The organism is Pontibacter sp. FD36, from assembly GCF_015686655.1.
In the GTDB taxonomy this organism is placed as follows: domain Bacteria; phylum Bacteroidota; class Bacteroidia; order Cytophagales; family Hymenobacteraceae; genus Pontibacter.
Map to the genome: position 1 here is coordinate 1 of NZ_JADPMP010000004.1, position 23,835 is coordinate 23,835.

The 23,835-nt window shown below is 50.5% G+C and carries 14 protein-coding genes; 5 read left to right on the forward strand and 9 right to left on the reverse strand.

Annotated features, from left to right (window positions below; translation table 11 throughout):
* A partial coding sequence (locus I0P70_RS06290; protein WP_196115660.1) for a T9SS type A sorting domain-containing protein occupies positions 1–531 on the forward strand: 531 nt, incomplete at its 5' end.
* 183 nt (positions 532–714) lie between these two features.
* Here the strand turns inward: I0P70_RS06290 and I0P70_RS06295 are convergent.
* Positions 715–1,194 (reverse strand): hypothetical protein, encoded by a 480-nt coding sequence (locus I0P70_RS06295; RefSeq protein ID WP_196115663.1) that lies wholly within the window; start codon positions 1,192–1,194, stop codon positions 715–717.
* A gap of 344 nt (positions 1,195–1,538) precedes the next feature.
* Positions 1,539–3,821: a LamG-like jellyroll fold domain-containing protein gene (locus I0P70_RS06300; RefSeq protein WP_230392034.1), complete on the reverse strand. Its 2,283-nt coding sequence runs from the start codon at positions 3,819–3,821 to the stop codon at positions 1,539–1,541.
* Between the two features lie 673 nt (positions 3,822–4,494).
* Between I0P70_RS06300 and I0P70_RS06305 the strand changes: the two genes are divergently transcribed.
* The 3 genes from I0P70_RS06305 to I0P70_RS06315 all read left to right on the forward strand — a co-directional run bounded on the left by I0P70_RS06305 (position 4,495) and on the right by I0P70_RS06315 (position 8,401).
* Positions 4,495–5,973 carry an MBOAT family protein gene (locus tag I0P70_RS06305; RefSeq protein WP_196115665.1) on the forward strand — a complete coding sequence of 493 codons (1,479 nt, stop codon included), beginning with the start codon at positions 4,495–4,497 and terminating at the stop codon, positions 5,971–5,973.
* Positions 5,974–5,985: 12 nt separating this feature from the next.
* Positions 5,986–7,098: a hypothetical protein gene (locus I0P70_RS06310; RefSeq protein WP_196115667.1), complete on the forward strand. Its 1,113-nt coding sequence runs from the start codon at positions 5,986–5,988 to the stop codon at positions 7,096–7,098.
* Between the two features lie 61 nt (positions 7,099–7,159).
* Positions 7,160–8,401: a DUF563 domain-containing protein gene (locus I0P70_RS06315; RefSeq protein ID WP_196115669.1), complete on the forward strand. Its 1,242-nt coding sequence runs from the start codon at positions 7,160–7,162 to the stop codon at positions 8,399–8,401.
* 9 nt (positions 8,402–8,410) lie between these two features.
* Here the strand turns inward: I0P70_RS06315 and I0P70_RS06320 are convergent, their stop codons facing one another.
* The 7 genes from I0P70_RS06320 to I0P70_RS06350 form a co-directional block, all read right to left on the reverse strand.
* A complete protein-coding gene (locus I0P70_RS06320; protein ID WP_196115671.1) occupies positions 8,411–9,625 on the reverse strand; it encodes a glycosyltransferase family 4 protein in 1,215 nt (404 codons plus the stop codon).
* A gap of 101 nt (positions 9,626–9,726) precedes the next feature.
* Positions 9,727–11,073, reverse strand: coding sequence for an NAD(P)H-dependent oxidoreductase (locus I0P70_RS06325; RefSeq protein ID WP_196115673.1), 1,347 nt, complete (start codon positions 11,071–11,073; stop codon positions 9,727–9,729).
* 113 nt (positions 11,074–11,186) lie between these two features.
* On the reverse strand, positions 11,187–11,738 hold the full coding sequence (rfbC, locus tag I0P70_RS06330; protein WP_196115675.1) for a dTDP-4-dehydrorhamnose 3,5-epimerase: 552 nt from the start codon (positions 11,736–11,738) through the stop codon (positions 11,187–11,189).
* 59 nt (positions 11,739–11,797) lie between these two features.
* Entirely contained in the window at positions 11,798–12,904 is a 1,107-nt protein-coding gene (gene rfbG, locus I0P70_RS06335) for a CDP-glucose 4,6-dehydratase (protein WP_196115677.1), read from the reverse strand.
* Between the two features lie 79 nt (positions 12,905–12,983).
* Entirely contained in the window at positions 12,984–13,784 is an 801-nt protein-coding gene (gene rfbF, locus I0P70_RS06340; RefSeq protein ID WP_196115679.1) for a glucose-1-phosphate cytidylyltransferase, read from the reverse strand.
* Positions 13,785–14,084: 300 nt separating this feature from the next.
* The gene (locus I0P70_RS06345; RefSeq protein WP_196115681.1) at positions 14,085–14,921 is read right to left on the reverse strand and encodes a WecB/TagA/CpsF family glycosyltransferase; all 837 of its coding nucleotides are present in this window, start codon (positions 14,919–14,921) and stop codon (positions 14,085–14,087) included.
* Entirely contained in the window at positions 14,911–16,305 is a 1,395-nt protein-coding gene (locus I0P70_RS06350) for an undecaprenyl-phosphate glucose phosphotransferase (RefSeq protein ID WP_230392035.1), read from the reverse strand. Before I0P70_RS06350 ends, I0P70_RS06345 begins: the two co-directional genes overlap by 11 nt.
* A 991-nt stretch (positions 16,306–17,296) precedes the next feature.
* Here I0P70_RS06350 and I0P70_RS06355 point away from each other — a divergent pair.
* A complete protein-coding gene (locus tag I0P70_RS06355; RefSeq protein WP_196115693.1) occupies positions 17,297–23,833 on the forward strand; it encodes a gliding motility-associated C-terminal domain-containing protein in 6,537 nt (2,178 codons plus the stop codon).
* Positions 23,834–23,835 lie beyond the last annotated feature (2 nt).

The following is a 23,835-nucleotide window of genomic DNA, read 5'->3' on the forward strand; positions in this document are numbered from 1 at the left end:
ATCGCCCTGTCAAGCACCTGGACCAACCCGCGTGAGTGGACCAAGAACGCAAGCCAGCAGTCTGCCAAGATCACCCTGGAGGCCGGCAAGCGCTACTACATCGAGGCGATCATGCTGCAGGGCGGCGGCGGCGACAACCTGGCCGTGGGCTGGCAGTTGCCGGACGGCTCTATGGAGCGCCCGATCGCTGGTAACAGACTGTCACCAATCGAGACTCTGACAGCTTCTGCTTCATCATCACTTTCTGCAGAGACAACTGATACGAACATCAGCTTTGAGAAAGTAAGCGCTTATCCTAACCCATTCAACGACGTGGTTACACTCGACCTGGGCAAAGAGGAGATCAAGCTGCAGGAAGTAGTAATCCTGGATCAGGCTGGCACAGTAGTATACAAAGAAGCTAACCTGAAGGTAGAGAACAACAAGCTGGTGATGAACCTGGCTGCCAGCGGTCTCAGAGCAGGTCTGTACTTCCTGAAGTATACTGACAACGCCGGTAAGAGCGCTACAATCAAGCTTATCAAAGAGTAAGCCTGGCTTAAAATAAAAATGGATCTTTCCGAACTCTTATAGAGGGGTAGAAACATAGATCCCAAAGTTGGCCGGTGTGCCTACTGGAAAAAAGAAAACTCCCGCCTTAGTCGATGTATTGACTAAGGCGGGAGTTTTTCTTTATTCGCACCATGCTTAAAGCACAGGGTATTTCATGCAATACTAGTTTTTGCGAACAAACTTCCAGGTATACAAACCAAGTCTGGATGTTGTTTTTTCTGATTCCGGCGCCTCCTCTGGAAAGCCAGCCCATGGCTTTTCTTCTACCCAAGTCATTTCCGTATCTGAAATAGATGTTACCTTATACTGTCCTTTATCATTGCCCCGCTGTAATTCGATGATGGTGGTATCGGCTGGGTCTGGGAAACTGTAATTCATTACTTCTGGAGTGCCCCCTGGTACAGTAACAGTCAGGCGTTTTCCGTCAAAACTGAAGTTTGTCTGGTATTGAACTGAGTCAGTGAACATGACTTCATCATCAATTGAATAGTACACTCTTTTGATCATCGTGTTTGTCCAGTCGCCACGCATCTGCGCATCAATTTCCGAAACTGCTGGTTCGACCGTTCCATTGTCGTCGTCGTCACTACATGAAGTGAAGACAAGAGCAAATAATATTGGTAATAGAAATAACTTTTTCATAAAAAATTAAAATTTAGATAAGTAAAGGCATTTTAAACTTGATGATAATTCATTGGTAAAACGGAGCACATGTAATGTTTTTTCACCCATAGTACGAACCGCGCTTTGCAGGGTTTATTAAAAATTTCATAAATACAATATTATATTCATAAGTGATTGTTATTCATTACGATATGGAAAATTTAAAAGTTTTAACCGGAATTTTTATCCATTTTTAGAACGACAGTTTCTAACCCTGAACAGCATTAAAGACCCATACCTGCATGCTCTCCCACTACCAGGTTGATAATAAGGTCCGTTCCCATAATGCAGGTTATACTGCTCCTGCTATGGTTTAGACTGAACTAGCGGGCCACCACTAGCTTGCGATTAAGGGTTTTGTTACTGCCAGCCACCGTCAGGTTGTATATACCTGGCTTTAAAGACATACCGACTGGCAGTGTCAGGCGTAGCTCACCAAACTCATCGGTTCGGACCTGCTGGCTGAGCACTTGCTTGCCGGAGGCATCCGTTATCATAAAGGTCACATCTTCGCTTTCTTTCAGGTTGGCGATCTCAATGGTCACCTCGTCCCCCACTGCGGCAGGGTTAGGGTATACCTTAAAGGACGATGCAGCTGGTGAGCGGTCTTGTAACAGGATGGTGTTGGAGTAGGAAAAGGTACCATCCAGCCGAACCAGCCGAAGCCTGTAATACCCCTGCTCTTTAAGCGGCATGTCGTCAGTAAAGGTATAGTCTATAGCAGCAGTAGTAGTGCCGGAAGCCTTCACCTGACCGATGGCTGTAAAATTCTCACCGTCTTCAGATCGTTCTACCTCAAAGAAATCTGTCCCAAGCTCATAAAGTGTTCTCCATTCCAGGTTTACAATTTTCTGATTAAGGTTTTCTCCATCTGTATAGCGCCCTTCAAAGCTCAGGAACTCAGTCAGGTTGTTGTATACATCAGTGAAACGCTCCCTGATTTCCTCCGGCGAAAGTGCTCTGCCGAAAAGCTTCACCTCATCCAGCTCGCCTTCATAGTGATAACTGTTGAGCATACTGGCGTTAAAGTAGCCAATGTTAACAGGCGAGCGGCTACTAAATCCATGATCGTGTGCAAAGTTGCTGGTGGCTATTTGCTCACCATCCACATACAGTCTGATAGCTCCTGAATTACCCTCCCGCACCACTACAAGCTGATGCCAGGATCCGTCGTTAAGTTTCGGGCCACTGTTCCCCACATAAGCACCTTTAAACTCGATATCGGGCAAGTAAAAGCCGGCTCGTCGGTCTTTGTCGAGTCCCAGCCACCACTGCGACGGAGAGTCTGTGGCATGGCGCCCCATCAGCACCTGGTTCTGGGCTTCGCTGCTTCCGTCCTTGGTTTCGGTGCGAAGCCACAGTTCGATCGTAAAAGTTTCGTTTGCCTTCCAGTCAAAGTTCGGACTACCGATTACATCAAGCCCAGTGTCACGTCCATTAAACCGCTGCCCTCCGCCTACTACGCCTTTTACCGGGGCAGGACGGCTTCTTGCCTGTGCTATGGCATCGATAGGTGTATACACATCCCGGTAGTTAGATCCTGAAGATTCATTCAGCATCCAGTGGTGCAGCATCCCAATCACCTCTTCCGTGGCAGCCTTCACCTCAATTTGAAAGCGTTGCGGGGCGCTCTCTCCCTGGCTGTTATTCGCTTTTACCTCTACTGCAAAGTTTCCGGCTGTTTGTGGCACCCAGGTAATCAAGCCCGTGCCCGCATTGATCGTCATTCCAGCTGGGCCTGAGATCAGAATATAGCGAGGGTCAGGTTTGCCCGATGCATTTACATCATACCTGTATTGCTGGTTAACCGTGCCGTAGGTAATTGGGGTTGACACGATCTCGGGTCTGGTCACTTCGGGGCCACAGTAACTGCCCGAACCCTGATTGTAGCGGTCACGCATCTCCTGCTCCGACAAATTGCGGTTGTAAACCAGCAATTCATCCATTACACCATCAAAATAGTACTTGCTGTCAATATCGATGTATCCGATTGTGGTTGGGCTGGAAGACTCCATACTTCCCCTATAAGTCTTTTTTTCACTAACCCTGTCATCAACTCTGAACCCATCTACATACAGCTTGCTGATTTCATTGGGTCCATCCCGAACGACTGCCACATGATGCCACTTGCCATCAAATAAGTTTACAGCTTTGAGATAATCTCTTATGGTATGTGGCTCACCATAATTATCCTGCATATCAAATACGGCATATCCTTCAGGGCTGACACCCAACCACCAGGCTGTTAACCCATCGCCTGATTTACGGCCGATAATAACCTGATTGGATGATTTACTGTTTACCTGCACCCATACCTCTATGGTAAAACTGGTGTGGGGTCCCCATTGGAAGTTTTGGATAGGGGTGAACTGCAGGCCAGTGCCTGAACCGTTAAATCGTTGACCACCGGCAAAGCGGCTGCTGGCAGGTTCCGGGCAAACAGCACAGTTTGCGCTTGCATTCGTCACGTAATCAGAATAGCTGCCAGCCACTTTCTCGTCCAGTCCAAAGTGATGCACCAGGCCGGGAGGACAGGAAGTCTGGGCCAGCGCCATATCCTGAACTGCAAAGCTTAGCAGCAGGCTAAGTGCAGCGACGGAGGCCATGGTGCGCCTACAAGCTAACTGAAAGGAAGATAGGTATAGAAAGATGTACCTTGAGGTGGATGCTATCATATAAGCTCACTAAGTATTTTGTCACGGCGTTTGATTAATCTTCGCCAGTTTATATCGGGTTGTTTAGCGGTATCAATTAGAGCTGAACAGCTGTCGTTCTAAGCAAAATGCTAGTTTACAACATTGCATGTCCTGTACGAGGAGTATAGAGTTACTGTTGTATTAGAGTACAATAATATTACGCCGTAACCGCCCAGATGTTCGGCTTTGTGGTATACTAAAATTGTCCATAAAGTGGCTTACCCGAAAAGAAGGCTGAAGAGGGGATTATGAAGCTTTATCTGTAGCTAAGGCAGGCCTGGTAACACAACATACCTGCGGCGGGCTCGTGCAGCAAGATGGCTGTTAAATGAGTAGATACAATTTTTTTGTTGTATGAACAGCCATTTCGGATCAGATGCGTATAGAAAGCTGCACAATAAATCCGGTGCATTTATACCGTCATAAAAATATATACTGAAATCCTAAACCTTTTGGTCTGACTCCTAATATAATAAAGGAAACAGGTTCTGTTTTTATACCCTGCCGCAGGATACGGCCTGACTAACAGCTACCAGAAGACATGGGATCACACGCTTCTCTTTATCCATAACAGCGTCTATATATGTTATTTAACTCTACTGAATTTTTCATATTCTTCCCGGTAGTAGTTACGCTCTACTTTCTAACGCCCCCAAATCGCAGATGGCTGATCCTGCTGCTGGCCAGTTACTATTTCTATGCTTCCTGGAAGCCGGCCTACACCCTGATCCTGATCTTCTCAACTTTGGTGGACTACGGCTGCGGACGCGCCATGGGCCGGTATAGCGACGAGGAAAAACACAAACGCAAACCCTACCTCTGGATCTCGCTGCTCTCTAACCTGAGCATACTCGGCTTATTCAAGTATTACAATTTTTTTAATGAAAGCGCACGCGATGCGGCCTCGGCCCTGAACATGGACTATGCTATGCCGGCTTTTGAGCTGCTGCTGCCCATGGGTATCTCCTTCTATACCTTCCAGACCATGAGCTACTCCATTGATGTGTACCATGGGCGCATCAAACCGGAGCGGCACCTGGGCGTATTTGCACTGTTTGTGACGTTCTTCCCGCAGCTGGTGGCAGGCCCTATTGAGCGGGCGGGTAACCTGCTCGGACAACTCAAGGCCAATCATGCGTTCAGCTACGAGCGCATAGTGGGTGGCCTACGACGCATGGGCTGGGGCTTCTTCAAGAAAATCATGATCGCGGATAACCTGGCCCTGATGGTAAACCAGGTATACAACAACCCGACTGACTACGAGGGCATTACCCTGATCATCGCCACCATCTTTTTCGCCTTTCAGATCTACTGCGATTTCTCCGGCTACTCCGACATAGCCATTGGGGCGGCACAGGTCATGGGCTTCCGTTTGATGGAAAACTTCCGCAGACCCTATTACTCCAAGAGTATTTCAGAGTTTTGGAGCCGCTGGCACATCTCCCTCTCCTCCTGGTTCCGTGACTACCTGTACATTCCGTTGGGGGGCAACCGGGTGGTGAAGTGGCGCTGGTATTACAATCTGTTCATCACTTTTTTGGTGAGTGGCCTGTGGCATGGCGCCAACTGGACCTTTGTGATGTGGGGCGCTTTGCACGGCTTTTACCTGGTGTTTGCTATCGTGACGGCGAAGCAACGTGACGCCCTAGCCGATAGCATGGGCTTGCGAAGCCGCCCACTACTTTACAAATGGGTGCAGGTGTTAAGCGTATTCGCGCTGGTGCTCTTTTCCTGGGTATTCTTCCGGGCCAACTCTATTGGGGAGGCTTTCTACATACTACAAAGCAGTGTAGCAGGTATAGGCAACATCCGACAATTGATCGCAGGTATAGACCTGCAGCACATCCTGTTTATGGACCAGGGTTTCAAGATATTTGCGGTGTCTGTTATTTCGATCATGATCATGGAAACGGTGCACCTGATCCAGCGCCATGGCAGCGTATCGCAGCTGATTGGTCGCCGACCCACCGTGGTGCGCTGGGCGTTTTACTATGTGGCCATCATCGCAGTGCTGCTCTTCGGGCAGTTCGGACATCAGGAATTCATTTATTTTCAGTTCTAACCAGCACAAGAGATGAAAAATAAAGAGGTGAAAAGGCTTTTAAAGAAACTGACGCTGCTTGTGCTGCCTTTCGTGCTATGGCCTTTTGTAGAAGCAGTCGTGCTTCCCATGAACTTCTTTACGTTCAGGATTTGGGAGACCATCTCTGTGAACAGTGTACGCCTGATGTCAGGACCATTTTACCCGAACATGCACATGCGTATGGAGGAAGAGGGCGAACTGGCACCCCGCACCGCTTATGCTGAAAAGAAACAGGTGGAATGGTACACGGACCCTTATGGCTACCGCAACCGTGATACCAAAGCAGAGGTCTTGCTGATCGGAGACTCCAACATCACAGGCGCCAAGCTCTCACAGGAAGAAATCCTGGCTGAAGTACTGGAAAAGCAATTGGGCAAAGAAGTGTATTCCTTCGCTCCTGCTACTGTTAACCGCTTTCTGGGCACCAAACGCTTTGAAGAAAATCCCCCGGAGATTGTGGTAGTCTCGAGTATTGAGCGCCGCATACCGGAGTTACCTGCCGTGGGCGCCACAGGCATTGGCAACAAGCTGCGCGACCGCACGGGCGCCGTCATCAATTCATCTAAAGTATTGACTTGGATGGCGGTAACAGCGGACCGCATCTCAAAGCTGGCGCTCTACCATCGCACACTGGCTAACATCGAGCGGACATTCGGTAAAAAAGAGTACATCAATTATCAGAATGAGTTCTTTATGGAAGGCGAGTATGCCAACCGAACCTTCACAGATGACGAAATAAACCGCATAGCCGACGTACTGGAAGGTTACAAACATGCGCTGGCAGAAAGAGGCATCCCATTTGTGTTCATGCCCATTCCAAACAAGGAGAACATTTACCACCAAATGCTACCTTCAGCCCGAAAGCCGGACTTTCTGCCTCGCCTGCTGGCTGAGCTCAGGAGTAGAGACGTACAGGTGGTAGATACACAAAGCACCTTCGAACATTTGTACAAAAATAAAAATAAGAAGCTGTATCCTGCAGATGACGGGCACTGGAACAACACAGCGGTGGCCGCTGCCGCCGACTTGCTGGCGCGACATTTGCAGCAAACCGATGACAGCACGGAAAATAACACTCGACACCTGGTAAAACAATTAGATTGATGGTGTAACACAGCCAAATTAAAATAACAAACGTATAGCAATTATTACCTACCGTATATATATGAAACCAAAGGTATTTTACGATAAATCTACCAATCGTCTGAAGAAGATACTTGGCCGTATCATTCCCCATAACACCCGTTTCAGACCTAATGGCGTATGCCAGATCAATACAGAAAGTGAAATCACGTGCACCGATTCTGAAGTGAAGGTGCATCGTATATACCCTAACCTGACCACCCCGCTTGAGATATCCGAGGATCTCTATGAGGCTTGTTCTGATTACTGGAAGCCTAAGCGCAGTGTCACCACTGATTACGTAGTGGTGGAGGTACCCGACGGTCGCATTTACACAGACAATGAGAGCAGTGTGGCGATTGTTTCACAGCAGAACCGCATTATCGAGAATGTGTCGCTCAGCCTGGTAGAAGGCAAGGCAAAGGGTGCAGAGACGAACAACATCTTTACTCAAAGCTATTTTCAGGCACCTACCCGTTTCAAAGGTACTGTGTTCAGTATGCTGACCGGTGGTGCCGGCCTCAACAATATCGGGCACTGGTTTCTGGACGTGCTGCCACGCTTGCACCTGCTCCGCGAGAGCGGCCTCTACGACGAAGTGGACTGGTTTCTGGTGCCTAACACACGCTACAGCTACCAGACCGAAACGCTGGAACTGCTGGGCATACCTGCTGAGAAGATCATCACAGGTATAGAGTATCACCACCTTACCGCCGACCGCATCATCGCTTCCACGGCACCGCGAGGCAATCACACCCTGGTACCACGCTGGCTGGGTCAGTATATCCGGGACTCTTTCCTTCCATTGGTACAAGATGAAGTATTGCCTGCTTCGGAGCGGGTACCATACCTGTACATCAGCCGAAGTGACTCAGCCATACGCAATGTGTTGAACGAAAAAGAGCTGCTGGAAGCCCTAGAAGCGTACAAGTTCAAATCAATCGTCTCAAGCAAGTATAGCATCCTGGAAAAGATCAGAATGTTCTCACAGGCCAAAGTGGTGATATCAGCTACAGGCGCCGGTCTGATCAGCATGTTCTTCTGCAAGCCGGGCACCAAAATCATTGAGATTTTCCATGAAGGCTTTGTGATAGAGCCATTCTACGACATAGCCACTAAGATCGACCTGGACTATGACTACATCATATGCAAAGGAGACAGAAAGGTACACGATGCCGCAGAAGGACAGCGCCAGCACCTCCGTGTAGACACCGATCAGGTGGTGGAGATACTGAAGAAAATGCGAAAAAGCTCTGAAAAGAAAAGTAATGTGCAGACCGTGTAATTCTGCCTGCTATGAAAGATTTGCCTCTGCGACCTGGGTTGCAGGGGCATTTTTCTTTTTAGCCCGGATGACGTCTTCGTAAATGGAAATGAGCAGGCGGTAGTTGACTTCGGGAGTGTACTTCACCTCATAGCTCTGGCGGGCGGCAGTGCCCAGTTGGCGGATCAGACGTGGGTACTGCTGCAGATGATGTACGCGTTCGGCTAGCTCCTCCGCCTTTTCAGGGCTATAGTGCAGACCGTTCACACCATCTTCAACGAGTTGCGCAGCCCCACCCATTTTGGCGGCAATAACCGGTGTTCCCGTCGAAAAAGCTTCTATGATGGTCATCCCAAAGGTCTCCAGCCACTCCGAAGAAAAGATCAGCCCACGTGCACTTTTTAGTAGCTCCAGCACCTGCTCCCGGTTTTGGAAACCCAGGTACTCTATACCTTGGTTTGTAGCAGCATATCGTTCCACACGCTCCCGGAGCGGACCGTCGCCCACGATTTTGAGCGGAAAGTTTTGTAGTGTGTGGGCCTTCAGCAGCGTTTCTATACCTTTTTCAGGCGTCAGGCGACCGACATACAGGAAAAAGTCCTCCCGCTCGGGGTAGCCTCTGCCCAAGTCCTGGGTGAAGTTGGGTTTCACAGCCAGTTGCTTTGGCTTAAGTTTGAGAGAGGAGTTTCGGAACAGCTCAGCGGCGGCGGGCGTCAGGGCGATGAATTTATCCACCTTCTGCTGCCAGGTGCCGAGCAGTTTATGCATACCCGTGGTAAGCACCACCGATGCCGTTTGCACAGCCGAATCGCGGTATACCTTCTGGCGGATGGCACCCAGCGGGAAAGTCTTTCGCAGATTCTCCATCTGCACCTTCCCATTATAGTAAAGCAGGGCGCTCGGGCAAACCAAGCGGTAATTGTGCAGCGTCATTACGATCGGCACCTGCATGCGCTGCGCCACATAAAATACGGCTGGCGACAGCAGCGGAAAGAAATTGTGCACATGGATCACATCCGGCTGAAATGCCTTTATCCGCTCTTCTACCAGCTTCGCGCTACCCGAATTATACACAATGCCCAAAGCAGCTTTTAGCTTCTCAGGCAGACTGTTAACCTCTTTGTTTGAAAAGGTCAGCTTCTCCACCTGATGTCCGTGCTGCTCCAACAGAGCCGCTTCGGCATGAAAGACGGTGTCTTCCCCACCTGCCTGTTTGTAGTAATTATGTATGATCAGAATGCGCATTGTGCAAGTAAGTTGTCAGGCATACGAAATCCCGCCCGGGCCATACCTGACCGAGGCGGGATTTTGCCTTTTAGTTTATTCTATGTCGCCACAGCGCCAGATTAGGCCATTGCGGTTTTATTCGGTTCCTGCTCCTTTGTCTCAGCGAGAGCGGAGGCAAAGTATTTCCGCTGTTCCTCCCGCAGTTTGTCGATCGTCCTACCCTCCGGTAAAATTACGTCATCATAGGTCAGCACCTGGTCTTTCGGGATGTCTCGCTTCAGCACGCAGCCTTCGGCTACACCTATTGGCAGCAGGTTCTCGCGCTCGGTCACGTCAGCGTTTTCGCACAGACCATAGGTCATGTAATGGCCGATGCCGTCAATGGTCTCACCGGCTTTCAGATCCTTTTTGGCGGCTGTTACTACTTCTACGTAAGGATGGTCCAGTGGCGTGAGAGCGGCATCGTTAAAAAGTACGGCTCTGGCGATGGTGAGTGGCACTTCGAGGTGGCACAGGTGGTACGGGGTATAGAAACAGTACAGCGGCCCCTCTCCCATCTTGTAGTAGTTAAGGTAATGCTGTTGCCGTGGATTATCCTGCGTAGCCAGCACAAATACGCCGCCAGCCGGCTCGGCTATACCTACCACATAGTCCACAATACCCGGCCCGTTGGTGAGTTCCTCCAGCGGAAACAAATTCACCGACTCCCGGATGTTAGCCCCCTGCGGCGCATAAGGGCCCAGCATACCTCGTTTAGCTACACGCATACCTGTTCCGTTGGCCACAATGGCCTGTTCGAACGATATCTTGGTGCCATCGGCAAAAGAAGTCACCATGGCGGGGTTCTGGCCCCAGCGCTTGGCAAAGCCCTCTTGTGTAGTGGGGTTACGGTAAGGGTCATGCAGACCTTTGATATTACCGCAGAGCACCGGTTTCATACCGATGGACTTCACGTAGCGGTACAGGTTCATGATCACACCGGGCTGGTCGCCGTCAACATTAGTGAATACGACGCCCGCCTTGTCAGCGTATACCTTCAGGATCGGGCCAACCGTGCCGTCGACCTCCGCATCCATCATAATGGTATGCTTGCCGTTTTGGATCGCCTCCAGCGCCACCTGCGCCCCGAATTCCACGGCACCGGTTACCTCCAGAATAGCATCTATACCTTCTGCACGGCATAACAGCATCGGGTCATTGGTAATGCTATACCTGCCATTGCGGATGTTTTCCTGCAGGGCTTCCAATGACGTTACTTCTTCCACGTCGCCTATACCTGCCTCGTTGTAGGTCTCGCGGGCACGCTCAATGGTTCGGTTTGAGATCGCCACCAGTTCCATTCCCGGCACGTGGTGCTTGATTTGCACGGCCACACCTTTGGCCATAAATCCGGCTCCCACCATCCCTACACGGACAGGTCGGCCTTCGGCTTCTCGTTTGGCTAATGCGGTATCTATAATGATCATAATTCTTCTTTTGAAATGCGCTTTTGCAAAACGACTTTATTCAGTTTCAGACAAGCTATAGGTATAATTCCGAAATCTAATGTCCACTACCATTTTCCTGTCGTCAAATTCACTTACAAAGCAGACTGCTCCGGTATGGCTTCCAGCAGAGGATGGTTCTGGTCCTTTTCTGAGATGATCTGAGGCTCCATCGGCCACTGAATGTTGAAAGCCGGGTCGTTCCAGCGATGGCCACGCTCTGCGCCGGCCGCATAAAAGGCCGTCACCTGGTACATCACGTCGGAGTTGTCTTCCAGTGTCAGGTAGCCGTGTGCGAAGCGTTCCGGTACGTAGAGCATGCGGTAATTGTCCGCAGTTAGTTCCACCCCTATCCATTGCTTATACGTCTCAGAGTCGGGACGCAGATCTACTATCACGTCGTAGATAGCACCGCGGGTGCAACGCACGAGCTTGGTCTCAGCGTGCGGGGCCAGTTGCATATGCATGCCGCGCAGCGTGCCCTTCTTGTAGTTGTAGCTCACATTGGCCTGCACCAGGTTGGTGTTCAGCCCGTACTGCTCAAACTCCTGCTGGCAGTAAGCCCGGCCAAAGAAGCCACGCTCGTCTTCCAGCTTCTTGATGTCGATGATGTAAGCGCCTTTTAGTTTGGTTTCTGTAAAGATCATGTGTTTGATGTATTGGAAAACACCTGCAAGGGTTGCCTCGCAGGTGCTTGTCGTTCAGATTAAGATGGCAGGTATGCAGGCTGTTCTTCACCCAGGTATTCCGCGATCTGCCCTATCGTGAATTCCTTGATGTCTGTTATACCTTCATGATACGTCTTATACCAGCCGATGGTGCGCTCAATGGCCTGCGCCGAGTTGTACTTTGGCGTCCAGCCCAGTTCTACCAAAGCCTTACTGATGTCGAGCTTGAGCAAACCGGCTTCGTGCGGCTGGTTCTTGAGCTCCGGTTTGTCGTAGCTGCCCGAGCCCCATACCTGCAGGGCTTTCTGCACCAGGTCCTCCACCGGACTATTGTCACCGGCCTGCGGACCAAAGTTCCAGGCACCTCCAAAGGGTTTGGGGTCTTGCGCAATTTTAGCACCCAGCAACAGGTAACCACCCAGTGGCTCCAGCACATGCTGCCACGGACGTACCGCATTGGGGTTACGCACTGTTACTGGCTCCCCTACCCGCAGCGCACGCACAATGTCAGGTATAATACGGTCCTTGGCCCAGTCGCCGCCACCGATCACATTACCGGCGCGGGTGCTGGCGATTGCTTTCTGATGCTGGTCAAAAGCCTCCGGATGGAAGAACGAGCGGGTATAGGACGAGATCACCAGCTCCGCACAGGCTTTGCTGGCACTGTAGGGATCGTAGCCGCCCAGTTGGTCCGTTTCACGGTAAGGATAAACCCATTCCTTGTTCTCGTATACCTTATCTGTCGTGATCAGCACCACCGAGCAAGGCTTCTCCAATCTGCGTACCGCATCTAGCACATGGGCTGTACCCACGGCATTCACGGCGAAGGTCTCGGAAGGAAACTCGTAGGACAGGCGCACCAGCGGCTGCGCTGCCAGATGGAAGATAAAGTCAGGCTGGAAACGCATCACTGCTTCATCTACGGCTTCTTTGTCCCTTATATCTGAGATCACTGACTCGCATAAGCTGTCTCCATCGATGAGGTGGTACAGGTCTTCTTCGGTTTCAGGTGCAAGGGCATAACCCATCACCTCAGCCCCCAGCGAGTGCAGCATTTGCAACATCCAGGAACCCTTGAAGCCGGTATGGCCAGTCAGAAATACTTTTTTGTTTTGATAGGTCTGCTGCAGAAATTCTCTCTTCATCAGCTTATGTTTCGCTAAAAGGTCAGGTATAGGATATGTTATACGCAGTTGCCAAACAATGTGCTATACCCTTCGCCCTTTAGGCATTTACAGGTTGGTTTTGAATCACTTTGTACCAGGGAGCTTTGCCTTGCTGGATCAGCTCTTCCAGATAGTTCTTGTCTCGAAGCGTATCCATTGGCTGCCAGAAGCCTGTGTGTTTGAAAGCAGCCATCTCCCCTTCGCGGGCCAGTCGTTCCATTGGTTCGCGCTCCCAAGTGGTGTGGTCGCCATCGATGTAGTCAATCACGGATGGTTCCAGCACAAAGAAGCCACCATTGATCCAGGGCTGTTCGCCGCCTTCCGGTTTTTCCTGGAAATGACGCACATGGGTATCATCGCCGGAAAGCGTGAAAACGCCAAAACGGCCTGGCTGCTGCACGGCAGTAAGCGTGGCCTTGGTGCCCTGCTGTTTATGAAACTCAATCGCAGCGCTAATGTCAATATCGCTCACACCGTCGCCATAGGTCAGGCAGAACGTTTCGTCACCGATGTAGTCGCGCACACGTTTCAATCGTCCGCCTGTCAGCGTACCTTCGCCAGTGTCTACCAGTGTCACTTTCCACGACTCTGTGTTGTTCTGGTGCACCTTCATGCTGTTGGTGCTCATGTCGAAGGTCACGTCTGAGTTATGCAAAAAGTAGTTGGCGAAATACTCTTTGATCATGTGGCCTTTGTAACCACAGCAAATCACAAAATCATTGATTCCATGGGCTGAGTATATTTTCATGATATGCCAGAGGATGGGTTTCCCGCCGATCTCCACCATCGGTTTCGGCCTGATACCACTCTCCTCACTGATGCGGGTTCCATATCCGCCTGCCAGTATTACAGCTTTCATTAATTATAAGGGTTTGGGGTGAACTTCAGTTTTAAATCTGTCTTCTATACGACAATTACTATATTTTGATTATGATATTGCGGAATTTATAATCGCAGGCAGCTATGTTCTTAAGTATCAGAACTTCGCGTGTTATAACATACCTCCACCTGCAATTACTAGTCCTTATACCTGCATTTGGCTGATAAGTTGAGCTTAAGTCAGTAGCTTTTCAGACACGCTTGCAAAAAGCTCTAAGTGAACTGATGAAAAAAATGCGCTGAGGTGGTGCTTTACCTACGCAGCGCATTTTTGGTCTTGCTAACCCACCGTTACGGCAGTAGCTTTATTATGTTTATCCCTGGGCCAGAGCATGTCTTTTAGCGTCAGGTATACGAAAGTGCTGTTGGTAACCAAGTAGCGTTTCCAAAGCCGTTTTGGTTCCTGGTACAGCCTATACGTCCACTCCAGCGACAGGTCTCGCGCCCATTTCGGTAGGCGCTTTTCCAGTCCCGCGTATGTCATGTAAGCTTGTCCAACGCCTAGCATACAGGCCTTTACACGGCCCTTGTGCTCGGCCATCCAACGCTCCTGCTTCGGACAACCCAGTGCTACAAACACCAGGTCAGCGCCTGAGTCATTGATCATGTCCACAATCGACTGATCTTCCTCTTTTGTAAGTTGACGGAAGGGCGGTGAATAATGGCCTGCTATCTTGACATCCGGGTGCTTTGATTTTGCAGTAGCCACCACAGCTTCCAGTACATCGTCAGTGGAGCCGTAGAAGAAGACCGACTTGCCCCTGGCAGCGGCTTCCTTAATCAGGCGCGGCATCAGGTCCATGCCTGGCACGCGGTCCTGCTTGTGGCCGTACTTCAGCTTCATCAGTTTTGAAAGTGGCCCGCCGTCAGGTGAGGCAACGTCTGCCTCGTTTAGTATTTTATTGAAGTTCGGGTCCTGGTACGCTTCCACGAGCATGTGCACATTGGCAAAGCATACGTAAGACGATGTCCTGTTTTCAGTCATCCAGAAGACCTGCTCCACAAACTCGTCGAAACGACCCGTGGTGATATAGGAGTTCAGGAGGCGGCGCTTTTGCTGTAAGGGTGCAGCTGTTTTGCGCAGGGTGCTTGTCTCAGTCATTTCGTTAGTATGCATTTTTCTCGCCTTTCACCATATTCCACACAGTCAGGAAGATGATTTTCATGTCCATCATGAAGCTCCAGTTTTCCATATACTTCACATCGTACTCCACACGTTTCTCCATCAGGTGCACTTCCTTGGTTTCGCCTCTGTAACCACTCACCTGAGCATAGCCTGTAATGCCTGGTGTTACGAAGTGGCGCATTTTGTACTTGTTGATCACTTTAGAGTAGTGGTCCAACTGCGACACCAAGTTCGGACGTGGTCCTACTACCGACATGTCGCCAAGCAGCACGTTGAAAAACTGTGGCAGTTCGTCCAGGTTGGTCTTGCGCAGGAAAGCTCCTACTCGGGTTACACGTGGGTCATCCTTGGTGGCCTGCAGCTCTGTATTGTTGTTCACACGCATGGTTCTGAACTTGTAGCACACAAACAGGCGGTTCTTTTTACCTGGACGCAGCTGCTTAAAGAAGATCGGACCAGGAGAGCTGATCTTGATAGCCAATGCGATGATCGGCATCACGATCGGGAACAGGAACAGGATCACACCCAGGGAGAAGGCGATATCAAAAGCACGCTTGATCACACGGTTAGTTACCTGCTCCAGCGGCTCTTTGCGCACACTGATCATCGGGATGTTCTGGTAGAAGTACATATTCACTTCACGCTGCACAATGGCGCTGAAATCAGGCACGATGCGGAAGTAGATGAAGTTCTCGTCAGCAAACTCTGTCAGCTCGTCGATGTGTTCCTTATCATTTACAGGCAAGGTATAGTACACCTCGTCAATGTTGTTCTGAAGGCAAAACTCCTGAAGGTCAGACACATTACCCTTTACCATGCTGCTATGCTTGCTCAGTTCGTCGGCCTTGTCAGAGAAGAAGCCCATGAACTTACGACCCGGTGCCTCGTCGCTGCTGAAGGTCTGGTGCAGGTTGATCGCTGCCGGACCCATACCTACAATCACGTAGCGGCTGTAGGCCATATCTGATTTTGAGAAATAGCGCTGTGCCAGGAAAAGCACCACACGGCTCAGACCGATCAGCAACGCTGTGAACAGGTAAGTATACAAGAGCAACAGGCGGGACAGATGCTCCAGGTTGAATATCACGATACAGCTGGCCAATATGACGGCGTGTATCGCAAATGCATTCAGCATATTACCAGTCCTTCTACCTACCGGAATAAAACCATCGATCCGAAAAACAAAATTCTTGAACCCGGAAACGATCCACCACACGAGCGCAAACAGTACAAAGAAGATACTGTACTGGTGTGTGAGTTCTAGATCACCGTATCTGAAAAGGTTTGACAGCTTAAACGCGAAAGCTATCAATGTAATGTCTAGTATTAATAAGAGTATTCTATTAAAACTATTATAGTGTCTGTATTTGTGCATAACCTGAAATTGTACTTATTGAATCATAATTCCCTTTTTACCTTAATTGACTTTCTCACGCCTCTCGTCTTCAATCACTTTGTCAATCCCCTCGTTGCTCCAGGACCCATGACAACCTTAATGTCTGTATTCACTTTAGCTTATAATTTATATTCTGCTTAGGAGATACTTGCTTGCCCGCTTTGTAGGGGCTCACAATTAACAACCAGAATTTAGACTGAAATACGACTGCATTTATATTAAGGTTTATTAATTTATCGCTAAAACATCAACAAAATTAAAATTGATAATATTAGTATATTTATATTATTAAATAAACATAGGTTAAAATTATACCTTTAATCTTTATTATATAATTATTTAAATAAATCATCCGTTTTTAGACTGCTATTCCTAAAAAGGTTTCACTCAGGGGCTGGAATTTTTTATTAAAAAATAATCAACAATAATTCGCTTACTCTAAAAAGGATCATTTTTTAAACTACTCTACCAAAATCAAAAAATTTTTACTCAAGCACCGACTAGATTATATTATTTATCCATCCTCACTCGCTGTTTAATACCATATAAGAATAATACAACGCCACACATTACTATCTCGCCTGTATCTGTCCCAAATGCCTTGGAACAGGAAAACAACTAAAGCTTGCGTTAATTCAGGATAGGAGCATTTAATAGAATGCTATTTATCTGGATGTGCCTTAAATCTTGATTCATAAAAAATTTACAATTATTTGAACCAAGTCCCTTCAAAAAACATTTTGCACAATACGGACAGACCATGAAAATGTTCAGCCACAGATGATAAATATTTATTGAGCTCAGAATTCATTTTTCTGATACCTCATTAACTAGTTGACAGACATAGGAAAGGATTACCAACACCTCTGTTTTTCTCTCAAAACGCATCGTTTAGCTGAATTGAATTTTCCGGCCATAGCCATTTTCATAAAAAAGCATTTATCTATAGCAAACTTATACTGAACCCTTTATGCAACCGGTACAAAAGAGCCTCACGTTTGTTGTGCTCACCCTGCTTTATGTGCTGTGTTTTGGTACAAAAACCGTAGCACAAAGTTGCACTCCTATTATAACTATTTCGGGCTCTCCTTCATTATGTGCTGAAGGCGAAACGACTCTTACTGCCACACAGGCAGCCAGTTACAAGTGGTCGAATGGTGCTGCCACACAAAGCATTACCGTCACAGAAGCAGCCACTTATACCGTCACGACCACCACTGAAGACGGCTGTACGGCCACCTCAGCACCTTTACAGATCAGTGACCGGCCAGACGCTACGATCAAAGACCCACTCTACGACTTCACCTATTGCAGCTATACCGGCAGCGCCAACTCTTTTAAGCTGGAGGTGGAGAATGCCTCTACTACAGCCGCCACTAACACGGGCTATACCATCAGTTGGGGCGACGGCAAAAGCAGTGCCCTCGGAACTGATTTTGAGCGAACCAGCCATACCTACACTGCCCCAGGTCTTTATACGATTACCGTAACAGCCACTGACGCCAGCGGCTGCCAGGGTACCTTCACCGAGAAACTTTTCATTGGCAGCAACCCCGGCCTGGGTATCACCAGCGATGGCAATAACATCGACTGCGCCCCGGTATCCTATGGGTTTAAGATCACAGGTGTGGAGGGCAACTCACCACATACAGTTTATACCTTCCAGTTCGACGATGGCACGGCACCTTATGTGTTCAAACACAACGAGCTGCCTGCTGACCGCATCTTACGCCACGAGTTCCTGGAGTCTTCCAAGGACAAGCCAAACGGCTTCACACTGACAGGTACTGCCATCAATCAGTGTAACAAATCCATCGCCACCTTTACCGGTATCCGTATTTCCAAAGGCCCTATCGCCGATTTTGCCATCGGTAATGTGTGCTTGAACGAGCCAGTTCGCTTCCAGGACAAGACCAAGAACGGTTATGATGCCTCTGCCAGAACCGACCGATACCGTGTGCAGTGGGAGATCTTTCCGGCGACAGGCTGGAAGTTCACATCAGGCAATGGCACGACGCTATCTCCGAATGTGGTTTTCAACGAACTGGGTGAGTACATGGTCCGCCTAACTGCCTATCCACTTGACCCGAACTCGACCTGCTTGCCGACCGTGATGGAGCAGATGATCGTGGTGAACGATGTACCCAAAGCGGCTTTCGAACTGACGCCGGACGGCGGTGTTTGTGCTCCTTCTATTTTCAGAGCACAGAACAACTCAACCGGTGCAGACCTGAAATATACCTGGACTGTATCCGCCACAGAAGGCTGGAGCTTTGCGGAGGGCACCGACGCCAACTCTGAGAATCCGGTGTTCAGCTTCGATAAGTCAGGTACTTATACCGTGTCCCTGCTGGCCAGCAGCTTCTGTTCTGCCGTGAGCACGCAGGAAACGAATATCGTGGTCATTCACAAGCCCCTGGCCACTTTGCCAGAGGCGCAAACCTACTGCGGACCACAAACCATTGCCTTCTCTGCAGACAACGCTGCCCACCGACCAGTTTACGATGCCCAGTCCGGCACCATCAGCGCCTACCGTTGGGAGGTGAGCGGCCCTGGCAGCGCAACATTTGAAAGTGGCACCCACGCCGGCTCTGCCTTCCCAACCTTGCGTTTCACAGAGCCGGGCACTTACGAAGTAAAAGTGATTGCTACCAACGAATGCGGCGATTCAGAAGAAGCTACGCAGCAAATCACCATCGACGCTATACCTGTTCTCGAATTGAACGCACCAAAGGAAGTAGTTTGCCTCAACAGCGGCATCATGCAACTGGAGGCCTCACATGCAGGCGGTGTTTGGAGCGGCTCTGAATATGTATCGGCTGACGGACAATTTAACCCCGCTGCCGTGGGTTCCTATACCTTAACTTATACCTACCGTGCTGGTGTGTGTGAAGTCTCCGAGACTATCGCAGTAACGGTGAATGACCTGCCAGCAGCCCCAACCGTGCAGCCGGTAACAATACTTTGTCCGGGCACCCCGGCATTACTACAGGTACTGCAGGCCGAAGGCAGCGTGCAGTGGTACGACCAGCCAACAGGCGGCAATCTGCTGCACGAAGGCAACAGTTTCCAGACTTCAGCACTTGATCAGACGACAATATTTTACGCCCAAACTACAGTAGAAGGCGGCTGCTCGAGTGTGCGCACGCCACTTAAAGTAGAGGTATACCCGGCCACACCAGCTCCTATGGTAGCCCCTGTTACCCTGTGCGGTGCAGGCAGCAGCGCCACCTTGATAGCGGAAGGCAATGCCGGCGCTTATGAATGGTTTGCAGATGCAGCAGCGACTCAAGCTTTGGAAACGGGCAGAAGCTTCACAGCTCAGAATCTGCCAGAAGGCACCAGCACATTTTATGTACGTGGTGTTACAAATGGTTGCTACAGCCCTGTAGTGGCTGCAACTGTCACGATTCTGCCAGCGCTTGACCGCAACACACTAAAAGAAGTGGCGACGATCTGCGCAGGCCAGTCCCCTGCTTTACTCACTGGCACTGCCCCGACCGGTGGCAACGGTAGCTATACCTATCAATGGGAGGCCAGTGTAACAGACGCTGAAGGAGGATTTGAAGTGATTGCCGGTGCTTCTGCTGCTACTTACCAGCCGGGCACGCTTAACCGCACGATCTGGTTCAGAAGAACGGTGTTATCAGCCGGTTGCTCCCATACTTCCGCTCCTATTGCTGTTACCGTTACACCTGTTATCGATCAAAATACTGTTACCGCTATCGCTCCTATCTGCGAAGGCGCAGAAGCCCCAACCTTGAAAGGCAGCGAGCCAATCGGCGGCACGGGCAGCTATGCCTATACCTGGGAATTTAGTACGACAGGCGTAAATGGCAGCTTTAAAACGCCACCTAGTGGGTTCAGTGGAAAAGACTATGCCCCCGGCGTATTGAACGAAACCACCTGGTTCCGCCGAAAAGTAACCTCCGGCACTTGCCAGGTACACGTGAGTGAAGCCGTGAAAGTGACAGTGGTAAAGCCGATCACGATGAACTTTGTTTCGGTGCAGCAGGGCACCATCTGCAGCGGCAGCACGCCATCTGTTATTATCGGCAGCATGCCACAGGGCGGCACTGATCAAAAGACGTATCGCTGGGAGATGCGCAGCGAGAGCGGCAGTTTTGAGCCGGCTCTTGGCACTAACTCAGGCCTGAACTATACCCCGCAGATCAACGATAAAACCATGTGGTACCGTCGTGTGGTAACTGGTGGCCCTTGCGGCGAGAGCGTCAGCAACGAAATCCAGATACTGGTGCAGCCTGCCATTGAGCAGAACACCATCCAGATCGCCGGGCAGCCGGTTATCTGCGAAGGCACTGCCGCAGCCACGCTCACGGGCGCACTGCCTACCGGTGGCAACGGCAGCTACACTTACCGCTGGCTATACAGCACCGCAGGCCCGAGTGCTACGTTCAGCCCGGCTCCTGGCAGCAACGCCAGCCAGCATTACACCAGCCCGACTGCTCTTACTCAGACCACTTGGTATATCCGCGAAGTGGTATCCGGTGAGTGTATCAGCAACTCCGATGTGGTGGAGGTAACCGTGGTGGGTTTACCAGCAGCGCCACAGGTAGCTCCCGTTACAGTTTGCGAAGGTAGCTCCGCTACCCTGACCGTGAACAGCCACACCACCAACACTTTCCGTTGGTATGCCAATGCATCAGCACAGGAATACTTATTCGAGGGCTACAGCTTTGAAACAGAGGTACTGCAGCAAACCACAACCTTCTTTGTGGAGGCGGTGAATGTAAACGGCTGCGGCAGCAGTGAGCGCCTCCCTGTAACGGTGACAGTCAATAAACGCATCAACAGCAACAGCCTCACGGCTCCATCTGCACCAATCTGTGCCGGTCAGCGACCGAATGTACTAACTGGTACGACGCCTTCAGGTGGAAACGGCAGCTATACCTATCAATGGGAAAGTAGCGTAACAGGTGCTGATGTAGGCTTCAGCCCGGTAGCAGGTGCCACAGGTGCTACATACCAGCCAGAGGCGCTGGAGCAAACGACCTGGTTCAGGAGAGTTGTATTGTCTGGTCCATGCGAGGCACACACCAGCGTAGCCGTGAAAGTGGACGTACTGCCGGCGATCAGCAACAATACCATTACTGTTGAAAAGGGCACCATCTGCGCAGGCGATGTGCTGCAGCAACTAAAAGGTGCAGTACCAGCCGGAGGCAATGGCAGCTATACCTACCTATGGGAAAGCAGCCGCGATGGCCAGCACTTTACGGCCGCAGCAGGCACTAACAACCAACCTGATTACCAGGCTCCTGCTCCACTAACTGAGCGCATGTGGTACAGACGAGTAGTTTACTCGGCTCCTTGCCAGCAGGCAGTAAGTCCGGTACTGGAGATCGTGGTGCAGCCGGTGATCACCAATAACACCATTACTACTCAGTCACATTCGGTTTGCGCAGGCGATACGCCTAGCGAATTGAAAGGTACTCGCCCAACTGGTGGCAACGAGCAACCGGTATACCTGTGGGAAAGCCGCACGGAGAGCACTGACTTTGCCCCAGCCGCAGGCAACAATACGAGTATGAACTACCAGCCGGGTCAGCTAACGGAAACCACCTGGTTCCGCCGCAAAGTGGTGGCTGGCGAGTGCTACAATACCTCGGCAGAGGTGCGCATTCTGGTAAATGCCGTGATCTCCAACAACACGATCTCTGCGGATCAGGTGATCTGTACAGGAACTGCTCCGGCTAAACTGACTGGCTCACAGCCTGGTGGCGGTACTGGCAGCTATACCTTCTATTGGGAAGCAGCAGGCAATGACGGCGTGTTCCGCAAGGTAAACAACAGCGCATCAGCCGACCTGAACGTGGGCATCCTCACCACCACGACCTCTTTCCGCCGTGTGGTGGAGTCTGGTCCGTGCCAGCATGTGTCGAATGTGGTGACGGTTACAGTCTCGCCAGTCATCAGCAACAATACAATCGGCCTGAACCAAAGCATCTTCCGTGGCCAGACACCGGCTCCGCTTTCGGGAACCAACCCAAGCGGTGGTGCAGGAGCAGGCACCTATACCTACCTGTGGGAGAGCAGCCTCAGCCAGCAAGGTGGTTACCAGCCAGCGGCAGGTATAAACAACGGTCGCCATTATACGCCAAGTGCACTGCACGAATCGACCTGGTTCCGTCGCCGTGTCTTCTCGGGTGGTTGCGAAACCACTTCCGATCCGGTGCTGATTGAGGTGCACAAAGGCGTCACGAACAACAACATCTACAGCGATCAGGTAATTTGTGCGGGCAACAAACCGGCTACACTCCAGGGCTCTGTGCCTGTAGGTGGCGATGGTAACTTCCTATACCTGTGGCTGGCCAGCACGAAGGGGTCTAAATCAGGCTTTATGACGGCTACCGGCCAGAGTACCGGCAAAGACTATAGCCCGGCAGCACTCACGCAGTCTACCTGGCTCCGCCGAGTAGTACTCTCCGGTCCAACGCCAGACACCAGCGCGGCTGTATTCATCAGCGTGCGTCCGCCGATGGCGAACAACCGCATCAGCACCAGCCAGACCATTTGCTATGGTACTGCTCCCTCTCTGCTAGTGGGCACATTGCCAACAGGTGGTAGCGGCAACTATAACTATAGCTGGGAGAGCAGCACCAGCGGTCCGGACAATGGCTATACAATAGCTGCAGGTGTAAACAATGGCAAAGATTTCCAGTCAGCTGCACTTACCCAGTCCACCTGGTTCAGAAGAGTGGTTACCTCTGAGTCATGCGAAAGATTGGTGAGCGAAGCGATAAAAGTAACTGTGACACCGTTGCCGGACATGCCGGTTGCCAGTGGCCAGACCATCTGCCACAGCTCCAAAACTACTCTAAACGCCACAGGCAAAGGCGGCAGATTGGAATGGTTTAGCCAGGCGAAAGGTGGCAATCCGATTCATGTCGGCAACAGCTTCACCACACCAATCCTGACAAGCACAACTACCTACTATGTGCAGGAAGTGGCTTCGTCGTGCGCCAGCGAGCGTCGTTCAGTAACTGTAACCGTGCCTGCCCCGAGTGCCAATGCAGGTATGGACCAGACCTTGATGCTAGGCAGAACAGTGCAGCTCCAGGCTACTGGCGGTGCGACCTACAGCTGGTCTCCTGCTGAAGGCCTGAACAACCCGAACATTGCCAACCCATACGCCAAACCGGAGAAAACCACAACCTATACCGTGACCGTGACCAACGAAGCCGGCTGCGTGTCAACAGACGAGGTGACCATTACGGTGCAGCAGCTGGTGTATGTGCCAAACACCTTTACCCCGAACCACGACGGCGTGAACGATGTATGGGAGATCCTCAACATCGAGCAGTATCCGAACTGTAAGGTGCAGGTGTTCAACCAGTGGGGCAACACGGTGTTTAGTTCACAGGGCTATAAACTGCCATGGGACGGGCGCCAGAACGGCAAGGAACTGCCTATCGCTACTTATTATTATCTCATTCAGCTTGACAACCAGGAAAAACCGCTTTCAGGAAGTGTGACAATTGTTAAATAACC

Coding starts and splice junctions, on each gene's coding strand:
- I0P70_RS06295 (WP_196115663.1), bottom strand. CDS start 1,194: ATGAAAAAGTTATTTCTATTACCAATATTATTTGCTCTTGTCTTCACT.
- I0P70_RS06300 (WP_230392034.1), bottom strand. CDS start 3,821: ATGGCCTCCGTCGCTGCACTTAGCCTGCTGCTAAGCTTTGCAGTTCAG.
- I0P70_RS06305 (WP_196115665.1), top strand. CDS start 4,495: ATGTTATTTAACTCTACTGAATTTTTCATATTCTTCCCGGTAGTAGTT.
- I0P70_RS06310 (WP_196115667.1), top strand. CDS start 5,986: ATGAAAAATAAAGAGGTGAAAAGGCTTTTAAAGAAACTGACGCTGCTT.
- I0P70_RS06315 (WP_196115669.1), top strand. CDS start 7,160: ATGAAACCAAAGGTATTTTACGATAAATCTACCAATCGTCTGAAGAAG.
- I0P70_RS06320 (WP_196115671.1), bottom strand. CDS start 9,625: ATGCGCATTCTGATCATACATAATTACTACAAACAGGCAGGTGGGGAA.
- I0P70_RS06325 (WP_196115673.1), bottom strand. CDS start 11,073: ATGATCATTATAGATACCGCATTAGCCAAACGAGAAGCCGAAGGCCGA.
- rfbC (WP_196115675.1), bottom strand. CDS start 11,738: ATGATCTTTACAGAAACCAAACTAAAAGGCGCTTACATCATCGACATC.
- rfbG (WP_196115677.1), bottom strand. CDS start 12,904: ATGAAGAGAGAATTTCTGCAGCAGACCTATCAAAACAAAAAAGTATTT.
- rfbF (WP_196115679.1), bottom strand. CDS start 13,784: ATGAAAGCTGTAATACTGGCAGGCGGATATGGAACCCGCATCAGTGAG.
- I0P70_RS06345 (WP_196115681.1), bottom strand. CDS start 14,921: ATGCATACTAACGAAATGACTGAGACAAGCACCCTGCGCAAAACAGCT.
- I0P70_RS06350 (WP_230392035.1), bottom strand. CDS start 16,305: ATGCACAAATACAGACACTATAATAGTTTTAATAGAATACTCTTATTA.
- I0P70_RS06355 (WP_196115693.1), top strand. CDS start 17,297: ATGCAACCGGTACAAAAGAGCCTCACGTTTGTTGTGCTCACCCTGCTT.